32 protein-coding genes and 1 pseudogene are annotated in these 24,847 nt (G+C 60.4%); 15 read left to right on the top strand and 18 right to left on the bottom strand.

The window, feature by feature from the left end:
* Positions 1–499 precede the first annotated feature (499 nt).
* Positions 500–1,306, bottom strand: coding sequence for an alpha/beta fold hydrolase (locus tag CXY83_RS09715; protein WP_104197144.1), 807 nt, complete (start codon positions 1,304–1,306; stop codon positions 500–502).
* A 967-nt stretch (positions 1,307–2,273) separates the two neighbouring features.
* Here CXY83_RS09715 and CXY83_RS09705 point away from each other — a divergent pair.
* Entirely contained in the window at positions 2,274–2,789 is a 516-nt protein-coding gene (locus tag CXY83_RS09705; RefSeq protein WP_104197142.1) for a hypothetical protein, read from the top strand.
* Positions 2,790–2,810: 21 nt separating this feature from the next.
* On the top strand, positions 2,811–3,077 hold the full coding sequence (locus CXY83_RS09700) for a hypothetical protein (RefSeq protein ID WP_134572501.1): 267 nt from the start codon (positions 2,811–2,813) through the stop codon (positions 3,075–3,077).
* Here CXY83_RS09700 and CXY83_RS17395 read toward each other — a convergent pair.
* The 4 genes and pseudogenes from CXY83_RS17395 to CXY83_RS09685 all read right to left on the bottom strand — a co-directional run bounded on the left by CXY83_RS17395 (position 3,058) and on the right by CXY83_RS09685 (position 5,801).
* Complete coding sequence (locus CXY83_RS17395; protein ID WP_146069898.1) at positions 3,058–3,684, bottom strand: trypsin-like peptidase domain-containing protein; 627 nt, start codon at positions 3,682–3,684, stop codon at positions 3,058–3,060. The genes CXY83_RS09700 and CXY83_RS17395 overlap by 20 nt on opposite strands.
* Before the next feature lie 252 nt (positions 3,685–3,936).
* A pseudogene (locus CXY83_RS09695) lies at positions 3,937–4,266 on the bottom strand (recombinase family protein); the annotation flags it as partial.
* Between the two features lie 477 nt (positions 4,267–4,743).
* Complete coding sequence (locus CXY83_RS18585) at positions 4,744–5,094, bottom strand: alpha/beta hydrolase fold domain-containing protein (protein WP_199184938.1); 351 nt, start codon at positions 5,092–5,094, stop codon at positions 4,744–4,746.
* Positions 5,095–5,321: 227 nt separating this feature from the next.
* Positions 5,322–5,801 carry a hypothetical protein gene (locus CXY83_RS09685; protein WP_146069897.1) on the bottom strand — a complete coding sequence of 160 codons (480 nt, stop codon included), beginning with the start codon at positions 5,799–5,801 and terminating at the stop codon, positions 5,322–5,324.
* A gap of 253 nt (positions 5,802–6,054) precedes the next feature.
* Between CXY83_RS09685 and CXY83_RS09680 the strand changes: the two genes are divergently transcribed.
* The gene (locus CXY83_RS09680; protein ID WP_104197138.1) at positions 6,055–6,669 is read left to right on the top strand and encodes a nucleotidyltransferase domain-containing protein; all 615 of its coding nucleotides are present in this window, start codon (positions 6,055–6,057) and stop codon (positions 6,667–6,669) included.
* Complete coding sequence (locus CXY83_RS09675; RefSeq protein WP_104197137.1) at positions 6,666–7,067, top strand: hypothetical protein; 402 nt, start codon at positions 6,666–6,668, stop codon at positions 7,065–7,067. Before CXY83_RS09680 ends, CXY83_RS09675 begins: the two co-directional genes overlap by 4 nt.
* 116 nt (positions 7,068–7,183) lie before the next feature.
* Here the strand turns inward: CXY83_RS09675 and CXY83_RS09670 are convergent, their stop codons facing one another.
* From CXY83_RS09670 to CXY83_RS09660, 3 genes are all read right to left on the bottom strand, one after another.
* Positions 7,184–8,158, bottom strand: a complete 975-nt coding sequence (locus CXY83_RS09670) for an NAD-dependent epimerase/dehydratase family protein (RefSeq protein ID WP_104197136.1) — start codon at positions 8,156–8,158, stop codon at positions 7,184–7,186.
* A gap of 171 nt (positions 8,159–8,329) precedes the next feature.
* Positions 8,330–8,854, bottom strand: a complete 525-nt coding sequence (locus CXY83_RS09665; RefSeq protein ID WP_104197171.1) for a GNAT family N-acetyltransferase — start codon at positions 8,852–8,854, stop codon at positions 8,330–8,332.
* 166 nt (positions 8,855–9,020) lie between these two features.
* Entirely contained in the window at positions 9,021–9,746 is a 726-nt protein-coding gene (locus CXY83_RS09660; protein WP_166786171.1) for a carbon-nitrogen hydrolase family protein, read from the bottom strand.
* Between the two features lie 245 nt (positions 9,747–9,991).
* On the opposite strand from CXY83_RS09660, the gene CXY83_RS09655 reads away from it, so the two are divergent.
* Entirely contained in the window at positions 9,992–10,324 is a 333-nt protein-coding gene (locus tag CXY83_RS09655) for a GNAT family N-acetyltransferase (protein WP_104197134.1), read from the top strand.
* A gap of 93 nt (positions 10,325–10,417) precedes the next feature.
* On the opposite strand, the gene CXY83_RS09650 is transcribed toward CXY83_RS09655, so the two are convergent.
* The 3 genes from CXY83_RS09650 to CXY83_RS09640 form a co-directional block, all read right to left on the bottom strand.
* A complete protein-coding gene (locus CXY83_RS09650) occupies positions 10,418–11,815 on the bottom strand; it encodes a S8 family peptidase (protein WP_199184937.1) in 1,398 nt (465 codons plus the stop codon).
* Positions 11,816–12,014: 199 nt separating this feature from the next.
* The gene (locus CXY83_RS09645; RefSeq protein WP_146069896.1) at positions 12,015–12,620 is read right to left on the bottom strand and encodes a hypothetical protein; all 606 of its coding nucleotides are present in this window, start codon (positions 12,618–12,620) and stop codon (positions 12,015–12,017) included.
* A gap of 88 nt (positions 12,621–12,708) precedes the next feature.
* Positions 12,709–13,317 (bottom strand): phosphotransferase, encoded by a 609-nt coding sequence (locus CXY83_RS09640; protein WP_233200751.1) that lies wholly within the window; start codon positions 13,315–13,317, stop codon positions 12,709–12,711.
* A gap of 345 nt (positions 13,318–13,662) precedes the next feature.
* Between CXY83_RS09640 and CXY83_RS09635 the strand changes: the two genes are divergently transcribed.
* Positions 13,663–14,001 carry a PadR family transcriptional regulator gene (locus tag CXY83_RS09635; protein WP_104197132.1) on the top strand — a complete coding sequence of 113 codons (339 nt, stop codon included), beginning with the start codon at positions 13,663–13,665 and terminating at the stop codon, positions 13,999–14,001.
* Positions 13,998–14,612, top strand: coding sequence for a hypothetical protein (locus CXY83_RS09630; RefSeq protein ID WP_104197131.1), 615 nt, complete (start codon positions 13,998–14,000; stop codon positions 14,610–14,612). Before CXY83_RS09635 ends, CXY83_RS09630 begins: the two co-directional genes overlap by 4 nt.
* A gap of 142 nt (positions 14,613–14,754) precedes the next feature.
* Here the strand turns inward: CXY83_RS09630 and CXY83_RS09625 are convergent, their stop codons facing one another.
* Entirely contained in the window at positions 14,755–14,991 is a 237-nt protein-coding gene (locus tag CXY83_RS09625) for a hypothetical protein (RefSeq protein WP_104197130.1), read from the bottom strand.
* A 43-nt stretch (positions 14,992–15,034) separates the two neighbouring features.
* On the opposite strand from CXY83_RS09625, the gene CXY83_RS09620 reads away from it, so the two are divergent.
* Positions 15,035–15,241, top strand: coding sequence for a hypothetical protein (locus CXY83_RS09620; RefSeq protein ID WP_104197129.1), 207 nt, complete (start codon positions 15,035–15,037; stop codon positions 15,239–15,241).
* A 322-nt stretch (positions 15,242–15,563) separates the two neighbouring features.
* Positions 15,564–16,028, top strand: coding sequence for a GNAT family N-acetyltransferase (locus CXY83_RS09615; protein WP_104197128.1), 465 nt, complete (start codon positions 15,564–15,566; stop codon positions 16,026–16,028).
* Positions 16,029–16,308: 280 nt separating this feature from the next.
* Here the strand turns inward: CXY83_RS09615 and CXY83_RS09610 are convergent, their stop codons facing one another.
* The 3 genes from CXY83_RS09610 to CXY83_RS09600 form a co-directional block, all read right to left on the bottom strand.
* Entirely contained in the window at positions 16,309–16,539 is a 231-nt protein-coding gene (locus CXY83_RS09610) for a hypothetical protein (RefSeq protein ID WP_233200749.1), read from the bottom strand.
* Positions 16,540–16,735: 196 nt separating this feature from the next.
* Positions 16,736–17,506: an alpha/beta hydrolase gene (locus CXY83_RS09605; protein ID WP_199184936.1), complete on the bottom strand. Its 771-nt coding sequence runs from the start codon at positions 17,504–17,506 to the stop codon at positions 16,736–16,738.
* Positions 17,507–17,734: 228 nt separating this feature from the next.
* Positions 17,735–18,214: a hypothetical protein gene (locus CXY83_RS09600; RefSeq protein ID WP_104197126.1), complete on the bottom strand. Its 480-nt coding sequence runs from the start codon at positions 18,212–18,214 to the stop codon at positions 17,735–17,737.
* Between the two features lie 260 nt (positions 18,215–18,474).
* Here CXY83_RS09600 and CXY83_RS09595 point away from each other — a divergent pair, with 260 nt between their 5' ends.
* A complete protein-coding gene (locus CXY83_RS09595; RefSeq protein ID WP_104197125.1) occupies positions 18,475–19,092 on the top strand; it encodes an AbiV family abortive infection protein in 618 nt (205 codons plus the stop codon).
* Between the two features lie 203 nt (positions 19,093–19,295).
* On the opposite strand, the gene CXY83_RS18120 is transcribed toward CXY83_RS09595, so the two are convergent.
* Positions 19,296–20,072 (bottom strand): GNAT family N-acetyltransferase, encoded by a 777-nt coding sequence (locus CXY83_RS18120; RefSeq protein WP_233200746.1) that lies wholly within the window; start codon positions 20,070–20,072, stop codon positions 19,296–19,298.
* A gap of 193 nt (positions 20,073–20,265) precedes the next feature.
* On the opposite strand from CXY83_RS18120, the gene CXY83_RS09585 reads away from it, so the two are divergent.
* Positions 20,266–20,859 (top strand): GNAT family N-acetyltransferase, encoded by a 594-nt coding sequence (locus tag CXY83_RS09585; RefSeq protein WP_104197124.1) that lies wholly within the window; start codon positions 20,266–20,268, stop codon positions 20,857–20,859.
* Positions 20,860–21,004: 145 nt separating this feature from the next.
* On the opposite strand, the gene CXY83_RS09580 is transcribed toward CXY83_RS09585, so the two are convergent.
* Positions 21,005–21,745: a class I SAM-dependent methyltransferase gene (locus CXY83_RS09580; protein ID WP_104197123.1), complete on the bottom strand. Its 741-nt coding sequence runs from the start codon at positions 21,743–21,745 to the stop codon at positions 21,005–21,007.
* A 114-nt stretch (positions 21,746–21,859) separates the two neighbouring features.
* Positions 21,860–22,414, bottom strand: a complete 555-nt coding sequence (locus tag CXY83_RS09575) for a GNAT family N-acetyltransferase (RefSeq protein WP_104197122.1) — start codon at positions 22,412–22,414, stop codon at positions 21,860–21,862.
* Between the two features lie 331 nt (positions 22,415–22,745).
* Here CXY83_RS09575 and CXY83_RS09570 point away from each other — a divergent pair, with 331 nt between their 5' ends.
* From CXY83_RS09570 to CXY83_RS09555, 4 genes are all read left to right on the top strand, one after another.
* Positions 22,746–23,357: a hypothetical protein gene (locus CXY83_RS09570; protein WP_104197121.1), complete on the top strand. Its 612-nt coding sequence runs from the start codon at positions 22,746–22,748 to the stop codon at positions 23,355–23,357.
* The gene (locus CXY83_RS09565; protein ID WP_369831145.1) at positions 23,336–23,851 is read left to right on the top strand and encodes an RNA polymerase sigma factor; all 516 of its coding nucleotides are present in this window, start codon (positions 23,336–23,338) and stop codon (positions 23,849–23,851) included. The genes CXY83_RS09570 and CXY83_RS09565 overlap by 22 nt, the downstream gene beginning before the upstream one ends.
* 86 nt (positions 23,852–23,937) lie before the next feature.
* Positions 23,938–24,327: a hypothetical protein gene (locus CXY83_RS09560; RefSeq protein WP_146069894.1), complete on the top strand. Its 390-nt coding sequence runs from the start codon at positions 23,938–23,940 to the stop codon at positions 24,325–24,327.
* Entirely contained in the window at positions 24,324–24,785 is a 462-nt protein-coding gene (locus tag CXY83_RS09555; protein WP_104197119.1) for a hypothetical protein, read from the top strand. Before CXY83_RS09560 ends, CXY83_RS09555 begins: the two co-directional genes overlap by 4 nt.
* Positions 24,786–24,847 lie beyond the last annotated feature (62 nt).

Raw genomic sequence — 24,847 nt, 5'->3', positions numbered from 1 at the left:
ATTTGATCACCTTCCATAGTGGTTGGTGGCCCTATTTTCAGTTGGCGATTCTGGCCCTATTTTCAGTTGGCGTTAACAATCGTGGCGCATAAGACTTCCATTTCGCCCCGTGCTCAGCTCCTGATGCCACGAACACTTTCATATATATATATTTTTTACGAGGCTCTTCTTTAGAACGGTCCCCAACTCGCTCGGTTGCTCAGCCACAACCAAGTTGGGAGGTGAGACCGGTGCCTGCCGCTGCGTCAAGACTATAAGTCTCGCTTCCGGCAGTCGGTCCGCGGTGGACCAGCTGCGGCGGCAGCAACGTCAGATGTCGCGAGGCTTTCCATCACTCGAGGCCGGCAACGACCTCGACGACCTCAAGCCCGTCGACGTTGAATAACTGCAGGACACATTCCTGTAAGGGGGACCTCGACCGGGCACCGAATCGCGTGAAGGCAACCGAGTCGACGCCTGAGCTGAGATGCCCGTTAGACGAACCTTGATCGAGACGATGTCAGGACAGCAGGAATGAACGAAGCGCGATAATCCAAGAGTCGAATGAATCGAGGTGTCCGTCGTGGGACGCCCCGGCGAGATCAACTCGTTTCACGTCTCGGCCGCGGTCGATGAACTCAGCCTCTTCTTGAGCGGTGAACATCCCCGCTTCCGCGTAGACGACAAGAGTCGGTGCAGTTACGATCTCCCATTCATCCCAGCGGGGTCGGAGGAGACCGTTCAGGGTCGCGACCATAACTTCTGCGTTGAACCGCGGCCAGAGTCCATCCGCTTCGTCCTTCAGATCGGCCGCCCGCGCCCGAGCCAGAGGCCCGTCGCCCAGGAAATCTCGAGCGGCTGACGTGTTCGCAAAAGGAACAGGCCAGGACCGGAAGAAGTCACCAATCCGTTCATTCTCGGCACTGCTGCCGCCGCCAGCCCCACCTTCGAGCAGGACAAGCTTTGCGACCAGATCCGGTCGCGCTGCGGCGAGGAGCATGGCAGTGTGGCCACCCATTGACTGGCCGATCACGGTGACGGGCGTATCGGCCGTCGCTTCGATCACCTGCACGACGTCGCTCACGAACGCTTCCCGTGACAGGTCGTCGGGGATCGTGGTGCTCTGGCCATGTCCACGCTGATCGATCAAGATGGTCCGGAATTCGGGAAGGGCTTCCGCAGTTGCGGCGAACTCCCGCGAGCTGCCAGCCAACCCATGCAGGATAACGACGGGCAGTCCGTTACCTCCAGAGTCGAAACAATTGATTCGGACGCCAGAGCCAACATCCACTCCGAAACGGCCGGGGAAGTCCCCTGTCGCGATCATGTATTCACGGTACCTCCCGCAGAAATCAGCCATCCGCGTGGACAGGAGCGATCACCTCCGCGTGCGCCACAGCGGCGAAACCACGCCAGCCCTTGCCGGCAAAAACCAAGTCCAGGCGCACCGCAGCGGGAACCTTCGTGGGACGAGAGCGTTCAAAATGTCGACGCCGCCCAGGAGGGTCTTCCCACTCGCGTTACTCGGCCACTGCGGACGCATGGCTCGGCCATCGGCATCGACCAGCCATAGCTCGGGCGAATACTCCCTCGTCAACGTGCAGAGCTCCTCACCGCCCTCGCTGACGCCATTCGAAACACCAGAATCAGGCGTCGCCAAAACCTTCAAGAGCGCATCGAGATCGCCGTCGAGACGATCCGCCGTCGGCCCAGTCGTCTCACCCAAAGTGGGAAGCACATTGCAGCGATACACGGCAACCGGCATGAAGTTTGTTGGAACTCGCATGCGTGCCGGCGCATCCGCGCCATCACTGTGAGAATCCAGCAAATCAACGTCATTGTTGGCGGGCTGGAACCCAGCGGGAGAGCGTGGGGATTGGAACGCCGAGATGATGGTCCTCTCTCTTTGTTCAGGTCCCTGCGTAGTCATTCGCAGCCTTCATTTTCATGGTGAACGTTGTCCCTATTGTCGGCTATTCCTGTACTCGCCGGGCGGTCCGAGCCGTCTATAACTTGAGCATTAACAACTCGTCGTCGAACTGTGAGGCGACGTTTTCACGAAAGATACCGGGAGCACGGTTTCATCTTGACGCAAGATAGACCACACTAAAGAGTGTTGGTCTCCAGTCAACCGGCGGGACGCGACCCAACTTTATGGGGATACCAAAATTAAAATCAAATATAAACTGCTATCTGCTATCTGCTATCTGCTATCTGCTATCTGCTATCTGCTATCTGCTATTGCCGTATTCGCGCTCCTGAGCGCGGGCGCACAAGCAGCTTCGGCAACTGAAATGGATAACAGCGCCGTCGCCGCCGAAAGCGCACAAGCAGCAATGTTATCTGACGAGGTTGCGCTAATTGCGGAGGATAACCGTGACAGAAGCATTCAGAGCGCATCCGGTTACGTTGCCACTGGACTCGCATTCGATTTGGCAGAAGGCGACCAGTTTGTCGTTGACGGCAGCGGGCAGTCAGCGACGCTGTCCAACGCCGAAGGCCAAATACTCCTATCGCTAGAGGCTCCTTCGCTGACGCGTGGGGGCGGCACCGAAACATTGCCAGCCAAATTCAGTGTTCTCGACAACGTCTTGCAAGTAGTTCCGCTTGACGCGACTGCCGGTCAAACTTCGTTGAACCAGCATGCCTCCTGCTTCGAGAGCTGGCTCGCCGGTTTCATCGTTGGGGTGTCAGGAGAGCTTCTCGTTTGTCTCCCCATCGGTTTGGCATTCGCTCCCGCTGGCGTTGCTTGCGCCGTTGGTCTGGCTGGTTTTACTGCAGCGCTAGACTTTAGCCGGTCCTGCGGCTAGCGGAAAGAATCGGATATGACCATGACTAAGAAACGCCTGACGCCACTCGAACGCCTAAACGATCCCAACGAGATCCTCAAATTGTTTGCGTGGACGGAACTCGCATGGTTTGTGGGAATTCTCATCGGAAACTGGATAAAATCGCTATATTCCAACGAATCATTCTTTGATTTAATCCCGGAATACCTGCTATTTGGCTGGGTGCCGGCTGCGATCGCCATCGCAATCGTGGGGATCATCCTTTTCAAACGCGCGGAACGAAAATCCGCTAGGGGCCAGAAGGAATAAGGTCCGCAGGCAGACCCAAGCTGTATAACGGGTTCTTAAGAGACTGCTCGAGAAAATTGCAAGGTAGATCGTCGTCGAATCCAGGGGCATACGATACGTCCCCGCCTTCAACGCCAATGAGGCTCCCGTTCCAGGTGATTGCCGATCCTGAATCGCCTGGAACGGAGCACATGTCGATCATCATGACCACCGTGCCATCGACTTGTCCAGGGCCAATAACTAACCCGCAATCTTCTGCAACTTGGGTTCCGGCTTTACAAGCTTCTTTGCCTGCTTCTGGAAAGTCAGATGTTGCGTATTGGGGGAGTCGAATTGACTCGGGGGCCCGCAACAAAGCGAGGTCGTAAGTTTCGAACCGCTTAATCACTGGCAACGGAGCGGAGAGCGAAGGCGCTTCGACAGAATCCTCTGTACCTATACAGTGCAGTGCAGTTATGAGTGCACGCTCGTTTTTGTAGATGATTTCTGCAGAGACTGTGCAAGAGCCGACATCAGGATTTTCTATTAGCAATGACTGGAGTTGTTTGGCATTATCCCCTGACGAACAACTCGAGGTCAGTAGGCCAGCTGAAAGTACGAGAAGAAATATAGCTTTACGCGATGACATGAATAGATCCCTCCCAAACGCATCAGTTCTGTCACTCAAGACTAGGCTAAGGACTCCTTACTGTTTGATTGATTCCAACGCTGTCCTGCCACGGGGTCCGCTTCTGCCGACATGATCGGGGTTTGAGTAGTAATGGATAGAAACGTCCGCTTATGCTTGAAGTCGTTACGCAGGCTGCGGTTTTCTGCCGATGCTTTCTTTGTTGAGGTGTCCGTAGATGGTTGATCGTTGCGTCTTGAGTAGGTACGCGATCTATTGGACGGTGTAGTTGCCGGCGTTGTAAAGTTCTTGGGCGCGGAGGGCGCGGAGGGCGTGCTTGGGTGTGAGTTTGGGCTTTCGGCCACCTTTTCGCCCTCGGGCCCGCGCGGCGTTAAGCCCGTCGCGGGTGTTGGCGATGATGAGTTCTCGTTGCACTTCTGCCAGGACGGAGGGCATCCCGAACATGGCTCTGCCTTCTGCTGTGGTGGTGTCGATGCTTTGCTCAAGCACGCGCAGACCGACGCCGCGTTCTTGGAGGGCAGCGCCGAGGGTGACCAGGTGCAACGCGGATCGGCCAAGGCGGTCGAGGCGGGTGATGACGAGTTGGTCACCACGCCTGTTGGCCGAAGCGAGGGCTTTGTCGAGTTCGGGGCGGGATGCATTGGCCCGCTGGCGCGATCCAGGTAGATATCTGCCGGGTCGACGCCGGCGCGGGTGAGGGCATCAATTTGGTGGTCAGGATTTTGGTCTACGGTGGAGACGCGCGCGTAGCCCTAGTGCTCCGCTGTGGCGGAGGCGACATCTTTTGGCTTCGGTCAACTTGTCTCCGTCGCCTTACTCGTTTGCACACCCCGACTAGTAGCGGCACGATTGCTTCTGACTATCCAGCCTCACGACAGCGACAATGAAATTGCGAAAGTACGATACGGAAAACTCGACAAAGGGTTCAGCTCGACGTGCGCACGTTGTGCAAACCGCCTCTAGAACAATCCGCCTATCTGTTCGAATACCGCGTAGCCAAAAGGCTGAGGAAGTTACGGATGTAGTTGGAACGCGGCCTGCGAGGCTTTGTTTGGTTATTCAACCCTCCAAATGATCCGTGTCGATCCGTTTGGTAGCTTGCGAGCTCGTGGCGGTGGTTCTACTTATCGACGGCGGCGCGCCGCCCCTGCCACGCCGGACACCCGCCCGCACCACTGCAACGACATCGTCGACCGGCACCGGAAAGTGGACCGCCGGGCTTCTTCTGAAACCACTCGAAGACCGTCGGAGCATTGAGATGGTCGCGAGCCGATAGTCAACGGTAACGACTTGGAATCCCGCTGCGGCCAGCGATCGAGCGACGTCATGAGACTCTGGCTGGTCAAGGTTGCCTTTGAAGAATCCACCTCCGTGAATCCACACGATCGGCGCGGATCTGACTGGAGTCATGCCGATAGGCGACGAATAGCGTCGGACGGGTATAGGGCCGTGGAAACCCTGGATCACGCTGTCGATCCAGTGGACAGGCTTCATGCTTTGATCGCGCGGCTCACGTTCTCACCGCGTCGAGCCCGACATGCGCCGAAACCATGCTTCGTCGCCTTGCCGCCAGTGCAAACGGGACGACAGAACACTGGTGCAGCTACGGGATGCTGCCAGCTTCGTGCAGACTCGACTCACGTCAGCACCGGCTGACGATTCGCTGCCCTGCGTATACCAACAACGGCAAGGACGAGTAAAGCGACCCCGCTCACGGCGTAAAGGACTGCGCCTGTGGGTACGTGGACGCCACCCGACACGGCGAACGTATCCGCGACATCCATCCCAAGCGAAAACGACCCCACGAAGTATGCAGGTGCCCCACCAACAATCACCAAGAGATGGCCCATGATTACGGGAGCGCGTCCGACCCGTCCAGTAAGTCCGAGGACGCTCAGGACCAGGGCCAGCACGAGGCCAACAGAACCCCACACAATCAAGCCAATCACGGAGCCAACGACGTCCACTCCCGCGTCACCAAGTCCCGCAACGATCTGCTGATACCTGAGCCCGGGGACGGCGGCTTCTGGATCCCACACGGCAATCGTCAACACCATCACCGCCGCATACGCACCCACGATGACCGGCCCCACCCACAATGAAATACGATTCCCCATTCCTGCACACTAGCGCGAGACCTAACCACACTGCCGAGCGCTTCTTTCCCCGTCTGCCGCCATGGCGCGGGGCGCCCGCAAGGGGAACCCTATGCGGGACGCTTCGACACGTTGCGCCTTCCACTGGCATAGGCGGGAGGAACAGTAGCCACCGGCGAGACGATCACCCACTCATTGGATTGCCGTGCAATACGTGTGTATTGTTTAGGAATACACACGTACTGTAGGGCAACACAGGAAGCCGGAGGCTGAGATGAACTTATCCGCACCGCTCGCCTCGTTCATGCATGGCTTAGACGCTGTGACCTTGCGCGTCATCGCCAGGGCTGGCGCGCAACTCTCCGGCCGACAGATCGCCCGTCTCGCCGGAAGGGGAACACCAGCCAACATCCGGTTGTCTCTCCTTCGGCTAGTGGACATCGGGCTCGTGACCATGGTTCCAGCGCCACACGCGACTATGTATTCGGCCAACCGATTGCACGTCCTCTGGCCGGCCGTGGAGATCGCGATGGACGCACGCCAGGAACTGACCAGGCGAATTGCGGCGTTCGCCGACAGGAACGCGCCCGACGGTGTCACGGTAGCCCTCTACGGATCCGTGGCACGCGGAGAGTCAACCAGTAAGAGCGACATAGACCTTCTCATCGTCTTTCCTGATGCCGTCCCCCTCGACGACCGTGACGAATTCGTCACCGGGCTCAGGGACAGCGTGCAGCTGTGGACCGGCAATGATGCTCAGATCTACGATCTGACTGAATCAGCATTGACCACACAAAGTACCGAGAACGATCCGATCGTCGACAGCTGGGTCAGTGACGGGATCATCGTCTTCGGGAACACCCGCTTGGGCATGAGGAGAGCGCCATGAGAATCACACAGATGACGGCGCAGGAAGTGCGTATCCGCGCCGAACACGCCCGCGACTCCCTCCTCACCGCCCAGGCCCGATTCGAGCCGGGAGGGCCGATGGCGTCGAACAATACGACCGGTCTCAATGCCGTGAACGCCGGTATTGCAGCGGCCGACGCTATCTGCGGCTCGAAACTGGGGTACCGCTCAAGCGGGCAAGACCACAGGCAGGCCATTGGCCTCCTGAGTCAGGCGCTCCCCGAGAAGAAGACAGCAGCACGAGACCTGGGAAGACTGCTCGAAGCGAAAACCCTCACATCGTACGGGGCGAGCCACATCACCGAAGCCAGGGCCAGCGAACTCCTCAAGTACGCAACTCGGCTGGTTGATCACATGGACTCTGTCCTCGCATCCTGACCACAGCTCGACCGCAGGTCCGGACCCACCTCACGTCAGTGCCAGAAGCCGAACCCGTTATGGGAATCGGACCCGTGATGTCATAGAGATGGATTGACTAGGTTTCGGTGGGGTTGTTACGCGCCGATCTCGGTGAGGAGGACGCGCTGCTCCTGCTGGGTGAGGCCGGATCGGCGTTCCCGATCGAGTCCGCGAGCCCGTTCATCCTTCAGCACATCCTGGAGAGTGTTCAGCAGGGAACGCTCGGTTCCGCCTGCCTGGACAAACCGGCTGCGGCTGCGCCGAGCGAAGGCGGCGTCGCTGCAGGGAAGCCACAGCGGCAAGGACCGCGGGCCAGCCCAGCAATTGATACCGTGCGCGGTCAGCCAGTCGTCTTCGGCCATGATGAGTTCGCCCGTATGGCCTGCAACCCCGGCGGCGGCCAGCAGAACCATGGACAGATCACGTTCGCTTCCAATGACGTTGTAGATTCCGGCCAGGCCGTGCTGTCCCGCACTAATGAGCCACTCAGCAAGATCCCGGACATCGATGAACTGCACGTACCGATCTTTAGCATTCGGCACGAGAATGGGTTCTTCCGGTGCAGCGGCAAACCTAGATACCCAATAGCCGAAACGGTCACTCATATCACCTGGCCCCACGATCAGGCCCGGTCGCGCAATCAGAAGACGATCGCCAACCGCCGCTATTGAGGCGCGTTCGGCGGCGACTTTCGCCTGCGCGTAATCATCGAGGTCGACTGGCTCGACAAGAATGGCGTCCTCATCAGCACCTGGTTCAGTATTGGTCGCATACACGGAAACGGAGGAGACCAGGGTCCAATGCGCCGTGCTGCCGGCCAACGCTTCGAGCGCTCCAGTAACAAGGTGCGCGTCATAGCTGAGCTCAATGATCTCGTCCCAAGATTCACGCGCGACAAGATCGTAGGCGTGAGGCGATCGCCTGTCGGAGCGGACGAACGTCACCCCGCGGGGAGCGGATCCAGATTCACCGCGAGCCAAGCACGTCACGTCCTGACCTTGGCACGCCAATTGCTCGGCTATCTCTCGACCAAGCCAGGCAGTTCCCCCGAGAATAAGCGTGCGAGTCATGACCACAGTCAATCGCACAACCCAAACACAATGATGCCGGATTCGCTCTGAGCACAGCAGCTCTAAACCAATATCGTCGCGAGGTGGCAAACATGTTGCGATGTTGCAGCCTCCCGTATGGAGAACGTCTTGAGGTACTGGGTTTGGAACGGCCTAGGTGAAGTTGCCCGTTCAATGGGAATCAGTGAGCAGCTGATACATGAAATGGTCTTGCCACCGGCCCGCAATCTTCAGGTATTCGGGTGCAGTACCGTAGCGCACGAAGCCCACACGTTCGAGGATTCGTTGGGAGCGCGCGTTGGGGATCAGCGTCTCGGCCTGAATCCTGTGCAGACCCAATTCTTTGAATGCCACCGCGGTCATTGCTCGAACTGCGTCGGTGGCATAGCCACGTCCATTGCTTTCTTGAGCGACCCAGTAGCCCAGGTTGCAGGACTGAAAAGCTCCGTATGTGATCCCACTGAACGTGATCCGACCTACAACCTGTGAAGCTTCGTCGAGAATCACGTGTGGCACAGCCTCGCCTCGGCTGTGCCGAGCGAGCGCGTTATCAACTTCCGCCTGCTGACCTGCAACCGTGAAGTAGGGGTCCGCGCGGACTGGATCCCATGGAGCTAAGAAAAGCCGGCTGGATAGCTGAAGCTCGACAAGGCGCTCCACATCGTTGACGGATATGAGTCGAGTAATAGCAGGCATTCGAGAATGCTCCCACATGCGAGGCAAATCATCCGCGTCCGCAAGGGGGACGTTGAACGACACAGATTTAGGGCCACAGCACCCGTCGGCCGATTTCGCCGACGCTGTGTCACAGAGGAACCGCAAGTGGGACGGATTCAGCTCATCCTTGCCCTGGAACCGCGCGCTATAGACGCGGTGCGAGATTCACGATGACTAGTTCATCGTCTGTTGTGGTTGCCCGACTAATGCAGGTCCCATCGGGTGCCCACACTGCGGAGCCGCCAGCGGAGCGTTGACCAAGAGGGTGACCTCCAGTGTTTGCCGCGAGTGAATACATTCTGTGGTCGACAGCGCGAGCGGCCATCCGAACATCCAGTTTTCGTTGTTCACCGTCGGTGTAAAGAACGGATGCCGCATACAGGTCGGCCCCGTTCTCGGCCGCGGTAATGGCGTGCGACGGCCATGCGGTATCAACACACACAGCCAACGCCACACGCCATGCGTCGATGCTCATCATTGTCGGCCCGGTGCCAGATTCGAAGTAGTTAATTTCGTCGCCGTGCAAGTGCGTTTTGGGGGCAACACCGATGGCGCGGTCTGGCCCGATTGCCAAGGATGCCAGATAGCGTCTCCCTGCCATCAGTACCGGTGCTCCGACGACCGCCGTGACGTTCAGTTGGGCACAAATATCCTGCAGCGCATCCAGGCGGTCATCCTCTGGAGAAAACCATCGATCGGAGTGAGCCAGTTGAGGCAGGTCGTAACCGGTCAACGACAACTCAGGAAAAACGATCAGCCGAACATTGCGCTCGCTCGCTGAATGGATTACCCGCAGAGTCTTCGAGATGTTCTCCCCGATCATTCCAACAGCGGAATTCATTTGCGCTGCGGCAACGATGAGCGAATTCATGGGCGGCACTGCTGAAATTTTGCTCACCGTTGAGCATTACATGACTTTCTCCCCACTCAAGCCATGCAACGACTATTGTCAGAGCCAGAAAAACCCATCGTTGCGACGACCAGTTGAATCCGCCGAACCCTCAAAGGGACGCTGCTGTCGAAAATGAACGAGCAGTTGGCGGCCATCGCGGGCGGTCACGTTGGCCGTCCGCGATCAGATTGGCTATGGAAATGCCTGGCTGCAATAGTCAGGAGATGATCCAACGCACTCTTCAGACCAAACGGTTGGCTCTTGTTCTCCTGGGAGAGGAACACCTCGAATTCGAGGTCACCCTGGACGCACATCCCGACGTCATGCGTTACCTCGGTACTGGCGAGCCGCGGGAGCGATTGGAAGTTGAGGAACACCATCAAGTTCGTATCGACGAAGCGCGAAACGGTCTCGGTTTCTGGGCGGGTTTTGTTGGTGCAGACTTCGTCGGTTGGTGGCGCCTCACGCTGGAGGACGATGATGAGCGAGGACAAGCAGAACTGGGGTATCGGTTGTTACCGGATTTCTGGCGCCAAGGATTGAGCGTGGCGTCGTGAACTGTCAGTGAGTCTTGGAGACGGCGCTCGGCAACGAGAAGCGGGTGTGGTCCGGGCTCTCGACCCGACCATACCCGCTGACCGTCTTCTAGGTCAGAAGCCGCTGACGTTGAGCCGTCCGCCGGTGACCGTCTTGCCGCTGAGGGAGGCCGTCGGGACGACCGAGCTCAGGATCGCGCTCTTGATCTGCGCCGCTGTCGCACCGGGGTGCGTGGCGGCGTAAAGGGCGGCCGCGCCCGTGACGTGTGGCGTGGCCATTGAGGTGCCGTTGTAGGACGAGTAGGTGTTGAAGGCGGTCGTCGACCAGACACCGACTCCGGGGGCGCCGAGGTCGACGGTCTTGGCGCCGTACTGGCTGAAGGACGCCAGCGCCCCATTGCGGTCGATGGCGGCGACTGCGATAACGTTGGCGACGTCGTAGTTGGACGGGTAGGACGCCGTCGTGTCGTTGTTCGTGCCGCTGTTGCCGGCGGCCGCGACGAACAGGATGTTCGCGGCGTTGGCGCGCGTGATGGCGTCGAGCAGGGTCTGGGAGAAGGCGCCGCCGCCCCAGCTGTTGTTGGTCGCCACGATGTTCAGGCCGTGGCGGGTCTTGAGGTCGGTGAAGTAGTCGACCGACTTGACCGCGTCGGCCAGGGATCCGCCCTGGCGGCCGAGGAACTTGCCGCTGATCAAGGTCACGTCCCAGTTCATGCCGGCTACGCCTTGCCCGTTGTTGGCCTTGGCGCCGATGGTCCCGGACACGTGCGTGCCGTGGTTGTCGAGCGAGCCTCTGGAGCCACCGTCATAGATGGTGTTGTCGCTGTTGGCGAAGTCCCAGCCGTTGACGTCGTCGACGTAGCCGTTGCCGTCGTTGTCCACGCCGTCCGCTGCGGTCTCGTAGGGGTTGGTCCAGACCTGCCCGGAGAGCTCGGGGTGGGTGTACTGGATGCCCTCGTCGATGATCCCGACGTAGACGCTCTTCGACCCCGTGTGGCCGGCGGTCCAGGCCTCGGCAGCCTGGCTGCCGTAGGCGTTGGCGGGGGTCGAGGCGTCGCCGTACATGCCCCAGAGGTCCTGGGAGGTATTGGTGCTGGTGAAGATGGGGTCGGTGGCGGTGGCCTGGTGGGTCAGGACGTAGTTCGGCTCGGCGTAGGCGACGGCGGGGTCACTCTTCAGCTGCGCGATCGCCTGGTTCAGGTTCTTGCCCTGCGGCAGACGGACGAGCTCGACCTCGGTGCGGTCGGCGGCCGCGGCGACGATCCGTTCGGCGAAGTGGGCCGAGGCTTGCCCGCGGGCACGCTCGCGCTGGTCGGCGGAGGCGCCGGCCACGTAGCCGACGACGAGCTCGCCGGGGACTGCGGCAGCAGCGGTACCGTTGGCTTGTGGGGCGGGAGCGGCCGAAGCGGGCGTGCTAAGGGCCAGTCCGGTCATGCCGATCAAGATCGCCGACGAGGCAGCCGCTGCGGTGAAGAGCTTGAGACGCATCTGTTCCGAAAATCTTTTGAGCATGAAAAATCCTTTTCCTTGCGGGTAGTGGATTGCCAAGTAGTCACCAATGACTTTGCCCATATTGAGCGTTCAACACAGGTGCAATTGAAAGGTATGACTTGCCGCAGATGATCACACGTCGGCTCATGAGGGGACTGCGCTTCGCGGGCTGCTGTGATATGGCCCAATGTTCAGCCTTGGGGGTCAGTGGCACCGCCCTCTACTTCCTGCCGCGCCTCCACGCGATGCCCGAGCCCAGCCTCGCCGTCCTATCCGCCCTGGGCAGCGCGCCACCCAGATACGACTTCCCCGACCCGGTGAACCCTTGGAAGACGACGTTCTGCTGCCGGCCCACGAAGGGCAGGTGCCGAGCAGGGCCAGGAGCTGCCGGTTCAGGGTCGCACTCGTCGAGCAAGTCGATGCGGCGCAGGTCAGCGTTCGGGTAACGCAGCCCCGCCCGCCGGATCAGACCCGCGACCATGGAGTCCGTGAACGACGAGTAGACGTCATCCACCGCCAACCGGACGCGGTCCTCGAACGGCAACCCGATGCTGAGCGTCTCGCCCTGGGCGTCAATCGCCTCCAGTAGCTCGCCGGCGTTCATCTCGCGGAGGTTCCGTTGGTCTCCCCCTTCCAGCCGGCTCATCACTTCCCGCCCGGGTAGGAGGCGCTGCCCGTTTCTACCGCCAGCGGACAGAGCTGTTTCGCCGAACACAGCGGCAGCCTGGGGTGAGGAATCTACCTCTGAGCCGCGTCGGCGCACCGAAGGAAGTAGCAGCCGGTGTTCGGCGCCCGTGATCAGAGTCACAACGGATTGATCAACCATGGCCCAAGATTAGACGGCATCGTAGACGCGGAGGCATCCCGCGAACTGGTCCGCGGAGAAACGGCTAAAGGGTCTTCAAAACCCGTAGCTACAGGCTCGCGCTCATTTCGAGAAGTCGGGCGCGATCGCGTTGGTAGAGTGCGGCGTGTTCGATGAAGTCATTGCGACCTGTGTCGGCAGCACGTTGATCCGTGAAAATGGCCAGATCCTCCATTCGATCCGCTGCCGTACGGAGGACGGCGGCCTGGTCGAAGTCATATCCGTAGGAACGAATGAGTGCATCGAGCCGACCGGGGCGAGCATCCTCTCCTGGAACGTCATGGTCTGTGTACTCGCCGAGCGGTACGAGCCGATATGCGAGGTAAGCGAGATCCCAAATCCGAGGCCCCGGAGAAGCCATGTCGACGTCGATAAGTCCCGTGATGTGCCCGTCTTGGAAGACCATGTTGTAGGGAGCGACGGCGTTCAGGCACACCACCTCGATTGGCTCGTGCGCCGGCAGCTGCCACGTGGCGGCCCGGTGTGCGAGTGGTGCGTCGGCGTCATGTACCCGTCGGAGCAAAGATCCAGCCTCGTGCAGGATCGTCGGCGACCAGATCCAGCTTGGGGTTGGGTAGTTGCCGACGATTCCAGGGAGGTAGGAGAGCACTTCGCGGCCCTGCTCGTCTAGGCCGAAGGGCTCGGGTACTTCCGTCACTCCCGCCGCGCGGAGTGTAATCAGGAGTTGATGCACCGCGAGAGTCCATAGTCCTGCTGGGCGGTGAACCGTGTCGCCTACCCGCACGATCGTGCTCGAGTTTCCCCCGGCTTACACCTCTTCATCCATCCTTCCAACCTAAAGGCTTTAAGCGGAACCCACTACGGGACGCTGATGCTCGCCGGTCGATTTAGGCGTGGCACGACTGCACAAACCGGCACAGCCACCACTGGCCACGTCGGTGCGGTCAGTCTCGCCACTCAGCGCCGAGGTGGCGGGCGAAAAATTTCGCAGTGTACGGGCGCCGCTTGCTGATGCCTTGCATTGCCCGGTATATTGCTATGCATGGGTATAGCCGAAGATAAAGTCCTCACGAACCTCCGTAAGGGTGTCTTAGAATTCTGCCTGCTCGCGCTGCTGCGCGACGGCGAATGGTATGGCCTGGACATCGCCCGGCGCCTCAGTGAGCAAAGACTCCTCGCCGGCGAAGGAACCGTCTACCCGCTCTTATCCAGACTGCGCCGATCGGGCTTGGTCACGACGGAGTGGAGCGAATCCGACGTCGGTCGCCCTCGACGGTATTACACGCTCACCGATCTCGGCCGCGAAAATTTGCGGGCCTTTTCGGCGGTGTGGGGTCCGTTTCGACACACGGTTGACACCATTTTGGAGACAAAGCCATGAACTTGAACACCAACCCACCTTCGACACAAGAGACCCGCTACCTGGCGCAGCTCGCCGCAGAACTGACGAGTGTGCCCAAGCAATATCGTGCCGACGTCCTCGACGGCATCCAAACTCACATCCACGACGCTCTCGAACGTGCGGACTCGGACCTAGGCACGATCCTTCACCAGCTCGGCACGCCGTCCATCGTGGCAGCCCAGGCAATGCAAGACCTGGTCGAGGAGTCGGATCTTGCCGGACCTCCACTGGTCTCACACCGCAATCGAAGACTGCAGATATGGGCCTTCGCCCTCGCCCTGCTCGTGGTCCTTATGGAGATCTTTCTGTCACCTCCGGACCTGACTGTGAAGATCCTGCCGTCCTTCTTTCCTCCGCTGGCACTCACGCTCATCCCGCTCCTCACGAGGGGGCCAAACCGGCACCGGGTATCAGCTATCTGCACTGTCTTACTGACGATATTTCTGCTCACCGCACTGATCTTAAGTTTCACATTGAGCGCCTTCGCGTACCCCGTAACGCTCCTCCTCATCCCGACGCAGACGATGGTCTTCATTTACATCCCGATGCTCGCATTGGCAGTGATCCCACTCATCGGTCGCCGCCAGTAGTCTGCGGGCGTCGAACGTCATCCTGCAGGACGCCCGGCTCCATTCCCGCGAGGGGAACTTTCTACGGTACGTAGGGTTTCTAAGTCGCACGTCTTCCCTCTTTCCTCATTGGGAACTCGTAGGGCGATCAGTCCAGGTCGGGTCATCTCGCCAAGCCACCCTTGAGCGCAGTCCTTTGCGATGGGAGATTCCCGGTCGTCGTGTAGGTGACGGGCGAGAGATTCTCGCCGAGCCGAGCCGAGCCGCGCCCCGGCTCGATAGCGACCAACTCATTGGCAATCCGTTGCACCTTGCTGCCGGCGCGAGTCGCATCGAGCAGAGAGCGCCCCTTTGTTGAGAGAGCGTCGATATCGAATCCGGGCAAAAAAATAGTACTCATCAGGCTCGAAATTTCGGAAGCAGTTACCAGCTAGCGTTGAATTATGTATTCATACAATTTCTACGGCGTCGCCGCAATGGCCGGAATAGTCGCAGCGTATATCCTCTGCTTCGTGCTTTTGGCTTTGCTTGGGCGATTGATACTCGTTGCAACCCAAGCACTCCGCGCTTATACCCTGGCCAAGAATCTGCAGTTGGATCTGCTACTCGAGGACACAAATGACGAAGACCTAAAAAAGCAGGCCATCTAAAGAAGACCACCGCGGTGGCCACGTTCCGTCCCGTACACGGGGCCGGCTTACAAAACAGAATACGTAACACGCCGAGGGTCGGCGAAGTCATTGATGTTTTCCGTCGACGGGGTCGCGGGGTTTGTTCCAGGTGTAGTCGCCATTCCGGTTGATGTGCTCCCAACATCCCTTTCAGTTCACGGGGACTGGACCACGCGACTAGCCGACTTGCGCCCGTACCGCGAGCGGAACCCCCTACGGGCGCCCGTACCCCTGGGCCTGCCGCCGATGCAGGCGTGGCCGGAAGAGGAGGGAACGGAATGCGCGCAGATACTCTGGGACGGTGATTACAAACAATTCCGTCTCTATCCGCGCGGTCCAAACCTCAGACTCGTCCCAGTGGGCTGAGCTCTATCGGGGCTATCGAGACTTCTACGAGCTGTCTCCCGATGACAGCATCGTTGATCGTGTCTGGACCTGGATCAATGACGACTCGAATGAAGTCAATGCCTTCGTCGCCACCTCCGGGGATCGACTCGTGGGGCTCGCGCACTACCGTCGATTTTCTCGTCCCTCGACGGGCAGCGTGGGTATCTACCTCGACGATCTGTTCACGGACTCGACAGCTCGGGGAGCCGGCGTTGGGCGGGCGCTACTGAGCGAACTCTCCGCGCTGGCTGAACGCGAAGGGCGCTCAGTCGTTCGCTGGATCACGGCAGAAGACAATACTCGGGCCCGCCGCCTCTATGATTTGACCGCCACGCCTACAAAGTGGGTTACGTATGATCTTGCGCCAGGGGCACTCTGACAGCGCGCCATCGCTGTCCTCCTCGACTCTGTAAAACGAATGCCCTAGTGCGATTGGGAGACCTCGCAGCTTCGCCGACGCGCCTTAAACGATATGGCACGGCCTAAATCAACACGGCCCGCGTTATAAACCAACTCCACAGGGAGACTTGGGACCAGTGATCGGTGGCTTTATGTTCATTCCCGAAAGGGGAACCTTTTACGGGACCCTTGTGGGCCGTGGCCGGCGAATCGATACTGCCCCGGATTTACAAGCCAGGAATGCTGTCAAGTCCCACGAGCTAGATCTGGTCGAACCGTCCGATTTCGGCGGGCACGCCGACATTCGGGTTACTTCCGAGCAAGCGGATGAGCCCGGTAGTTCGCGGAGATTCGAAGGAGGTCATCGGTTCGTCATCCATCTCAGCAAACAGTTCGAAACGACGCCCACGCGATTGCTCTGCGACCCATCGGAGCACCTTCTCGACGTCTCCGACGTCAGTGAGGACATAGGCGTCCAGGTTCCACGCCATCCTCGGTGACTGTCGTTGCCAGAAGTTCACGCGATAGGTAGGAAACTCAACTGAAATCCGTGGTTCCGCATGAACTGTTTCCATTGGGCGCATGCCCATCACCGTACTGGTGTGAGTCGGAGATCCGTTGGATTGTGTGGCCCCGGATAGGGAACCCTTTACGGGACGAGGGCCGCTTGGATCCGGTTACTGCGCCTTAAGCGTGTTTCGACTGAATGTCGCGGGCCCAGTCGATTATTAGTCCTAACCCGTCCGCGAAGCCTGGCTCGTTCGGACGGTTTAGGAAAGCGTGGAAGGTCTCGGGAAGTACGTGGTAGCTCGATGCGATCCCGGCAACTGAAAGCTCTCGGGCGAACTGACCGCCGGACGCGCGCATCGAGTCGCGGTCCGCGTCGATCATGAGCGTCGGAGGGAAGTCGTGCAGGGGGTGGCCCCCTGGAAATGCGTGCGCTTCCAACATTGCGCTCCGCGTGCCCGCGTAGTAGAGATTCGTCAGGTTGAGAAGGGTCGGCGTGTGGACAAAACGTCGTTTGCCACGAAGACGGCGGCGCAGAGTCCGCGCCCGTTTCGGCAGGGCGGCGTGGAACACGCCGTAGGCGAAGAAGACGCCCGCGAGAGGTGCCGCCCCGTCGTCCGCCATGCGAAGCACTGCGCCGGCCGATAGACACGCGCCGGCGCTTGCACCGCCCAGAATCACCCCGTTGGGAGCCTCGCGCTGAACCGCCCGCACCACTGCGACGACATCGTCGACCGGCACCGGAAAGTGGACCGACGGGCTCCTGCCAAAACCACTCGAAGACCGTCGAAATCTTGAAATACTGGCGAGCCGATAATCAACGGTAACGACCTGGAATCCGGCCGAAGCCAGAGATCGCGCTACATCATGAGACTCGGGCTGGTCGAGGCTCCCCTTGAAAAATCCGCCTCCGTGAATCCATACGATCGGCGCGGAACTGGCTGGACTCATGCCGAGGGGCGGCGAATAGCGTCGAACGGGTATGGGGCCGTGAGGCCCTTGGATCACGCTGTCGATCGAGTTGACAGGCTTCATCCTCTGGTCGCGGGGCTTCACGTTCTCACCGCGTCGAGCCCGATATTTGCAGAGAGCGTGTTCCGTCGCCCTTCCGCCAGTGCGGACGGGACGGCAGAACACTGGTGCAGCTTCGGGATGCTGCCAGCTCCGTGCAGACTCGACTCACACCAGGGCCGGCTGGCGATTCGCTGCTCTGCGGATACCGACAACGGCGAGGACGAGTAAAGCAACCCCGCTCACGGCGTAAAGGGTGGCGCCTGTGGGTACGTGGACGCCACCCGACACGGCGAACGTGTCCGCGACGTCTATCCCAAGCGAAAACGAGCCCAAGAAGTAGGCCGGGGCCCCGCCGGCAATCACCAAAAGATGCCCCATAATTACGGGAACGCGTTCGACGCGCGCAGCAAGTCCGAGGATGCTCAGGACCAGGGCCAGCACGAGGCCAACGGAACCCCACACAATCAAGCCAATCACGGAACCAACGACGTCCACTCCCGCATCACCAAGTCCCGCAACAATCTGCTGATACCTGAGCCCCGGGACGGCGGCTTCTGGATCCCACACGGCAATCGTCAACACCATCACCGCCGCATACACACCCACAATGACCGGCCCCACCCACAATGAAATACGATTCCCCATGCCTGCACTTTAGCGCGAGACCGCACCACGCTATCGGGCACTTCTCTCCCCTTCGGCCGCCGTGGCGCGGGACGCCAGTAGGGGGGGGCGGACACCGCGACAGATCTGGCGCCAAGTAACCCAGCGACGACGCACACTGGGGAACCGTTCGAGGTCTTCTCGGTGACGAGACTTACAAACGACCGCAGCGTTGGCCCAGCGAGCCCGCCCCGCCGGCGGTCCCCGCATGTCGTCGAGGCGTCTAGTCTGGCAACGTGACGATGCTGACGCCGACGGCCGCCCGAGCATTCTGGCTGGCACTCCTGGACAATGCGGCGCGGAGCATCATTGATGCGGACGCCCTGTTCCCATCACCGCGCGCGCAGTCACTGGTTGTACTTGCACAGGAGGAAGTGGGCAAGGCGGTCTGGGTCTACAAATCGTTCCATAACGCCTGGAACGGCGGCGACGATACGCCGCGCGAGGTGCCTGAACTGCGCAACAAGGGGCTGAATCACCTCGCAAAGCTCATAGAAGCCACCGACTTCTTGACCGCAATGGTCGAAGTCCCGGGATTTTCGCAGGCCGTGGACATCGAAATCGCGAGGGCCCACGCCCCCAATGCGCTGGACGCCTATCTGAACGGCCTCGCCCAGGAGGACAACGAGGCGAAGAAGAGGGGCTTCTACGTCGATCTCCGAGCCGACGGCTCGTTCACGGTGCCGCATGAGATCGACAGGCCACTCCTGAGGTTTCAGATCTGGGAGGCCGCGGACATGATCCAGTGGTTCCTCGTCGAAGACCGTATGCGAGCCAGCCTTACGGGCAGGCAGTCCTCCCCGACCGAGGACGTTGAGGCACTGCTCGTAGCTGTCTTGGCTCGCGGCTCGGACGATTAGGTCGGCCCACCTACGTCACATGGGTATAACCGCATATTCCCATGTGACATGCAGCCGCCCGTTATAGCGGGCGTCCGCAAGCCGGACGGCGAGTGGGACACGCAAACGGCCGATCGGCGACTTTCATCCGTTCCCGAAAGGGGAACGCTGAGCGGGACGAGTCCGGTTCCCCGTGCAGGATCAGGTGCTGAGCCGGGCGGGGGCTAGAGTCCGATCACGGAGTAACAGCGTTCGATGCCTGAGGTAGCCTGACCCCACTCGCTGCTGGCGACACGTTCCTGGTGAGCTTCAAAAGCGACTGCGTGCTCGAAGCACTCCTCGACCTGCCACACCAGCGGATCGCTCGTCGCGGTTACGTTGAACGAACGGCATCCCGGTTCGGCGCGGGTCAGGGCAAGGTGCAGTGGAAGGTGATCCCGAACAGTGTCCGCCTGATCCTGGGTGTGGCAAACAAGCTGTCCGCTCAGGCGTACCGCGCTGTCGCGGAGCGTCTTTTTCATCTTGTAATTGGTCAGCGGCACGCCGCCCCTCACTGGGTACTGTTCTACCTCGACGGTGAATCCGTGGCGCTCGAAGAAGGGTCGGGCTGTGATGCTGACGTCGGCTGTCAGTTCGGTCAGCTGCGCCGTGCGCGCGTGGGTCTCCACGCGGGCGATCAGTTGTCGTGCTACCCCTTGTCGCTGGTATCGGGGCGCGACGAACAGCATGTCGATATACCCAGCAGAATTCACGTCGGAGAAGCCTGCTGGTGCACCATCCACGGTCGCCACGTAACTGTTTCGCTCCTGCATCGACGCATGCCAGGTGGGCAGATCTCGCGTTTCTGGCCGAGCCCACGCCTGAATCTGCTCCGGCGAGTAGTCGGCGGCAACGGTCTCGGTCACCGCAGCAAGGAAAATTGCCAAAGTGTCTGCGGCATCCGCGTGACTATAGGAGCGGATGACAACGGCTTGCGTATTCGTGCTCTTGTTCAATTCCACAGAACTAGCATCTCACCGCGACTGGTCCTGACCTCGCGGCACGTACGGGGTCCCAGCAACCGGAAGGTTTGCGGTGCTTGAAATGGACTTAGCCAACAAATCTAGCCCGGTGCAGGCTGGTTAGGAGCGTCTGTATACCGATGCCATAGGCATTTATACCGGCTGGGCGACGGCGATCGTGCAAGATAAACGAATGGGTACCACCGGATTCTTTGCAGACAAGCCCACCATCGCAGGCGGCCGCGTGTTCTTGCGATCGTTTAGGGCAGGTGACATTGACGCGATGGGAGTGATTCTTGCGGACCCGGAAGTGCTCATACTCACGGGGAGCGTTCACACTACGGCAGAAGCGCATGGTCGCACAGCCGTCCTCGACTCGGCCACGCGCCGTTGGTACGAGACGCGCGCGGAGCAACCCGACCGCCTTGATCTCGCGATCATCGATCAGGCGTCGTCCACCTGCGTGGGCGAAGTAGTCCTGAATGAACTCAACCCGGACAATGACAGCTGCAGCTTTCGAATTCTCATCGGCCCCACAGGGCGCGACCGCGGTCTCGGCACCGAGGCCACACGGCTCATCACTCAGCATGCGTTTCAAACAACGACATTGCACCGTATCGAACTCGAAGTCTTCGCCTTCAACCCCCGCGCGCAGCACGTGTATGAACGCAGCGGCTTCACATTCGAGGGCAAGCGTCGCGATGCCCACAAATTCGACGGCGACTATATCGACGCACTCACCATGTCGATCCTCCGGTCCGAGAACCACGCGGACACACCCGACTAGAAGTCTCGGGCGCAAGACAGGACGAAAGGATCCTGCAATTACCCGCAGGGGAACCCTCTACGGGACACGGTTCGAGTGCTGGATGGCTCAGACGCGGGACCGGCACGGTGGCGGTCTGGGGCCGCGAGAAGAGAGTGGGAGGCCGTCAGGCTGCGGTTGTTGACCCTGCTCGGTGTGTTTCAAAGACCATGATCGGCGAGCCGTCGGTAGAGGGTGTTCGGTTCCAGTCGCTCCATACGCCGTCGACGACAAACCCGGCCTCGCGCAGTTGTTGTTCGATGAGCTGGCGTTCTCTGAAGGCGAGGGTGAGCTGTTCTGTGATCTGTTCGCCGGTGTCTTCTAACCGGTTGTGCGCAGTCAGGACGATCTGGCCGGGCTCTGTTTCGTTGACGTCACACCATTCCCGAAGCGGCCCGCTGACGGTGTCGCGCAGGGTCGGCTCTGCAGCGGCCCACTTCTCCCAGGCGCGGGCTTGCGGATTACGACTCTCGAATGCCAGCACGCCGCCGTCGCGGAGTGCCTCGCTGATATCCCTCAGGGTCCGTTCCCACTCACTGTCGGGAATGTGTTGCGCGACGTTCCCGGTCATGACGGCGTAGTCGAACGGCTCGGCTGGTATGTCGCGACTGTCCCCGAGCATCCAGCGCACAGATCGGCCATCTGCGCGGTTGGTGGCATACGCGAGCATGTTCGGAGAAGGATCGATTCCGACCACCATGCGAGCAGCCCGGGCGAAAGTCGCCGTCAGGATGCCCGTGCCGCAGCCGAGATCGAGGATGGCTCGCGCGTCGATCTCATCGGCGACCTGCCGGTAGAACTCGTGGTCCGGGCCGTCAGGGTTGTCGTCGTCATAGAGCTCAACGAGTCGCGCGTCGTAGTCGTCCATGCACCCACCATATTGGCTTGGTAGGTAACCGTTCAGCGGTCGCCAAGTGCACGTAGCTCGAACCGGCTGACCTTTAGCGGTCGCCAAGTGCACGTAGCTCGAACCGGCTGACCTTTAGCGGGTGCTGATCGTCGTGCTCGTAAGGGGCACGTCTTGCGGACCTGGCGCCTGAACGTGTACAACCATCTGCACCCGGCGCCCATATCGGTCAAGCCCAAGTTCGCCCTCGATACCGACAAGGGAACGATGAAATTGCGTTGCTGGTTTTTCCTCCACAAAACCGGCGCTCGCGTAGAACGGGGCGTTCCAAGGGATGTCCGCGTAGGTGCGAAGCGAAATACGGTGGTAGCCGCGCTTCTGCGCGTGTCTTTTGGCGGCTTCCACGAGCGCTCGGCCCCAGCCCTTTCGCGCATCTCCCGGTGCTACGGACAGCTGCTCCAAGTGGCAGATGCCGTCGACCTCGAGAACATGGACAAAGCCGGCTACGTGACCGTCGTCGAGCTCGACGACGAGGATGAATCCGGGCTCCGACGCACGAGCAGCGCCCGTGGGTGCGGCAGCCCAGTCAACTAGCTGGAGTTTGTTGATCAAGAGTTGATCAGCGTCGTTTTCAATCTTCTCGATGGCATCGAGGTCTCGCGATTGGGCGAGGCGGACGCTGGCTGCCATGTAACAAGTGTACGGACCGGAACGTCTGGGAGTCGATCGGCCAGTGCGAGCGCGCGGCGCGGTCTCGAGTACCTCATGCCTAAAAGGGAACCCGATACGGGACAAGCCGCGTCACCTGTGTTGGAAATTACGCGTGGAAGAGCGACGTGGCGTAGTTTCTGTACTGATACGTTGCGTCGGGCGGTTCCCCGGTCGGGAGCAGCAGCGGTAGCATTCTCGCCCGGCGCGAGAAGTTTGTTGGGTCCAGTCAGGGGATTCTCGCGCCGAGTGATCGTTTCGAGTGCGTCCGGACATGTCTGTAGTAACGCACCCTTCAGACTTGGAGCCACACATGAACGCAACAGACCCACTCGACGTGATGCTCAGCCACTCATCACCAGAGACGGTGACGATCACGGCCGGAGTGCAGCGCGACCTCGAGGTGATGAACCGGGCAGCAGCACGCGAAGTTTCAGCCAGGACTCCGTCTCGCTGGACCACTCGTCTGGTCGTCGGATTCGGCCTCGCCCTCGCGCTGACGGGTACTGCCGGCGCTGCCACCGCCACCGGTGTCTTCGCGTGGCTGCCCTGGGCTGAGCATCCCGACATGGCCTACGCGTTCGTGCTTCCAAGCGGCCGAGCCTGCGAGGGACGAATCGCCTTGCAGAAGGAGGCTGTCGCAGGAGACTGGGATACGTTCGTTGATTCGATGGGCGCTTTACAGGTCGATCCCATCGATATCGAAGAGATCGCAACGGACATCCGTGGCTCAAACTCCTTGGTCGTGGTAACTGATGACGGGACGATCGAAGACAGACCTCCGGGATCGGTACCCAAGACGGACGACGGCACGTACGCGGCAGCCAACACGGTCGCCCTCAAAATGGCGATCACACGTTTGTCAGCGACGACAGGTGTGGTCGTCTCCGACCTGCAGGTTCAGTGCGCGGTCGTCGCGCCGTGAGCGGCCGCCAAAAGGCTAAACAGCTGACGTCCGTCCTCGACCATTGTGCTGGGGACGTGTTGCGGTACTTGCAACGCCGAGTGGGGCTCGAGGACGCCGCCGACCTCCTCGGCGACACCATGATGGTCGCTTGGCGTCGGGTCGACTTCCTTCCAAACGACGCGGAAGGTGCCCGGATGTGGATTTTCGGTCTCGCCCGGGGAACCCTCTCAAACCATGCCCGAGGTGAACGACGTCGCCTCGCCCTGACCGAAAAGATTCGAACCCACGTCATGTCGGCCGGGACCGCGCCAGCAGCCGACGAGGGCAGCGACGTGCGGGACGCTCTCTCCCAACTCAACCCCGACCTTCGCGAAATCGTTCAGCTCGTCCACTGGGAAGGCTTCACCCTCGCTCAAGCCGCCCAGATCGTCGGGATTCCCGCACCGACGGCCCGCGGACGGTACGCACGTGCCAAGGACGAACTGCGGGTCGCCCTCGGTGTGATCGCATGAACCGCCACCAGCGCGTCCTAGCGCCGCACGGCAGGCGGAATAGCCGGAGGGCTCCGGTCCTGATCGGCGCCCACATCGTCCTCATTGTGACGCTAACTTTGACCGGATGCGCCGCAGATGCCCCGGCTGAAACGCCGTCCCCGCATGAGGTTGCCGACGAAGTGCATACCTTGCCGGCCATATCCATCGACGGTTACGCGGATGTGACCGCAACGTTGGACTACGCACATGCAGGCGTTACCCTGCCGATGGATCAGTATTCGGCAGATTCCGCCCCGTACGTCAGGACGGTGCTCCGCGCGATTCATGCTCGCGCTGATCAATGCGTGACGGCGAAAGGCCACCCGGTATACAGCGATGACCTCAACCGCCCCTACGTGCAGGAAGACCGCCTGTTTGGGCTCTGGAGCACGGAATACGCCACAAAGTACGGCACGGACCTTTCCCCGAAGGCAGGGCAAAAGAGATCGACTTGACCACCTACGACCCCGACTATGCGATCGATTATCGTGCCTGCACGGATATCGCCCGGCAGTCATTGAGCGAACCGCTAGCGCTGCTGGATGGGAAGGCAATCGACGGGCTCGACGTACGAATTAGAAGCACGGCATCGGAACTCGTTCTCACCAGCGACGATGGCCAAGCCGCACGTCGCGATTGGGAAGCGTGCATGACTGACCTTGGCGTCGTTTTGGAGGAACGTGACGGACGGCCCGCGTCGAGTTACCAGGACGACGGGCCGGCCGAGGTCATCCGCGTCACGGTGATCGAGGCAGAATGCGCGCGTACCACCGGTGCCGTGCAGCGACTCTATGATCTGCAAGCGCGGTACGAATCGGCCTTCATCGAAGCCGAGCACAGCGAGCTCGATGACCTCTTGGACGAACGGACGGCGATCCGCGCAGATCTCGAAAGCGCGATAGCTGGAAAGTAGGGAGGTCACCCGCCTATGCCCGCAAGGGGGACCTCCCGTGCGACAGGTCTGCAACCAATCCA

This window comes from Cryobacterium sp. M15 (genome assembly GCF_002929675.1).
Classification (GTDB): domain Bacteria; phylum Actinomycetota; class Actinomycetes; order Actinomycetales; family Microbacteriaceae; genus Cryobacterium; species Cryobacterium lyxosi.
Note: the sequence above shows the minus strand (reverse complement) of the source record. Positions and strands in the feature narration are given on the sequence as shown.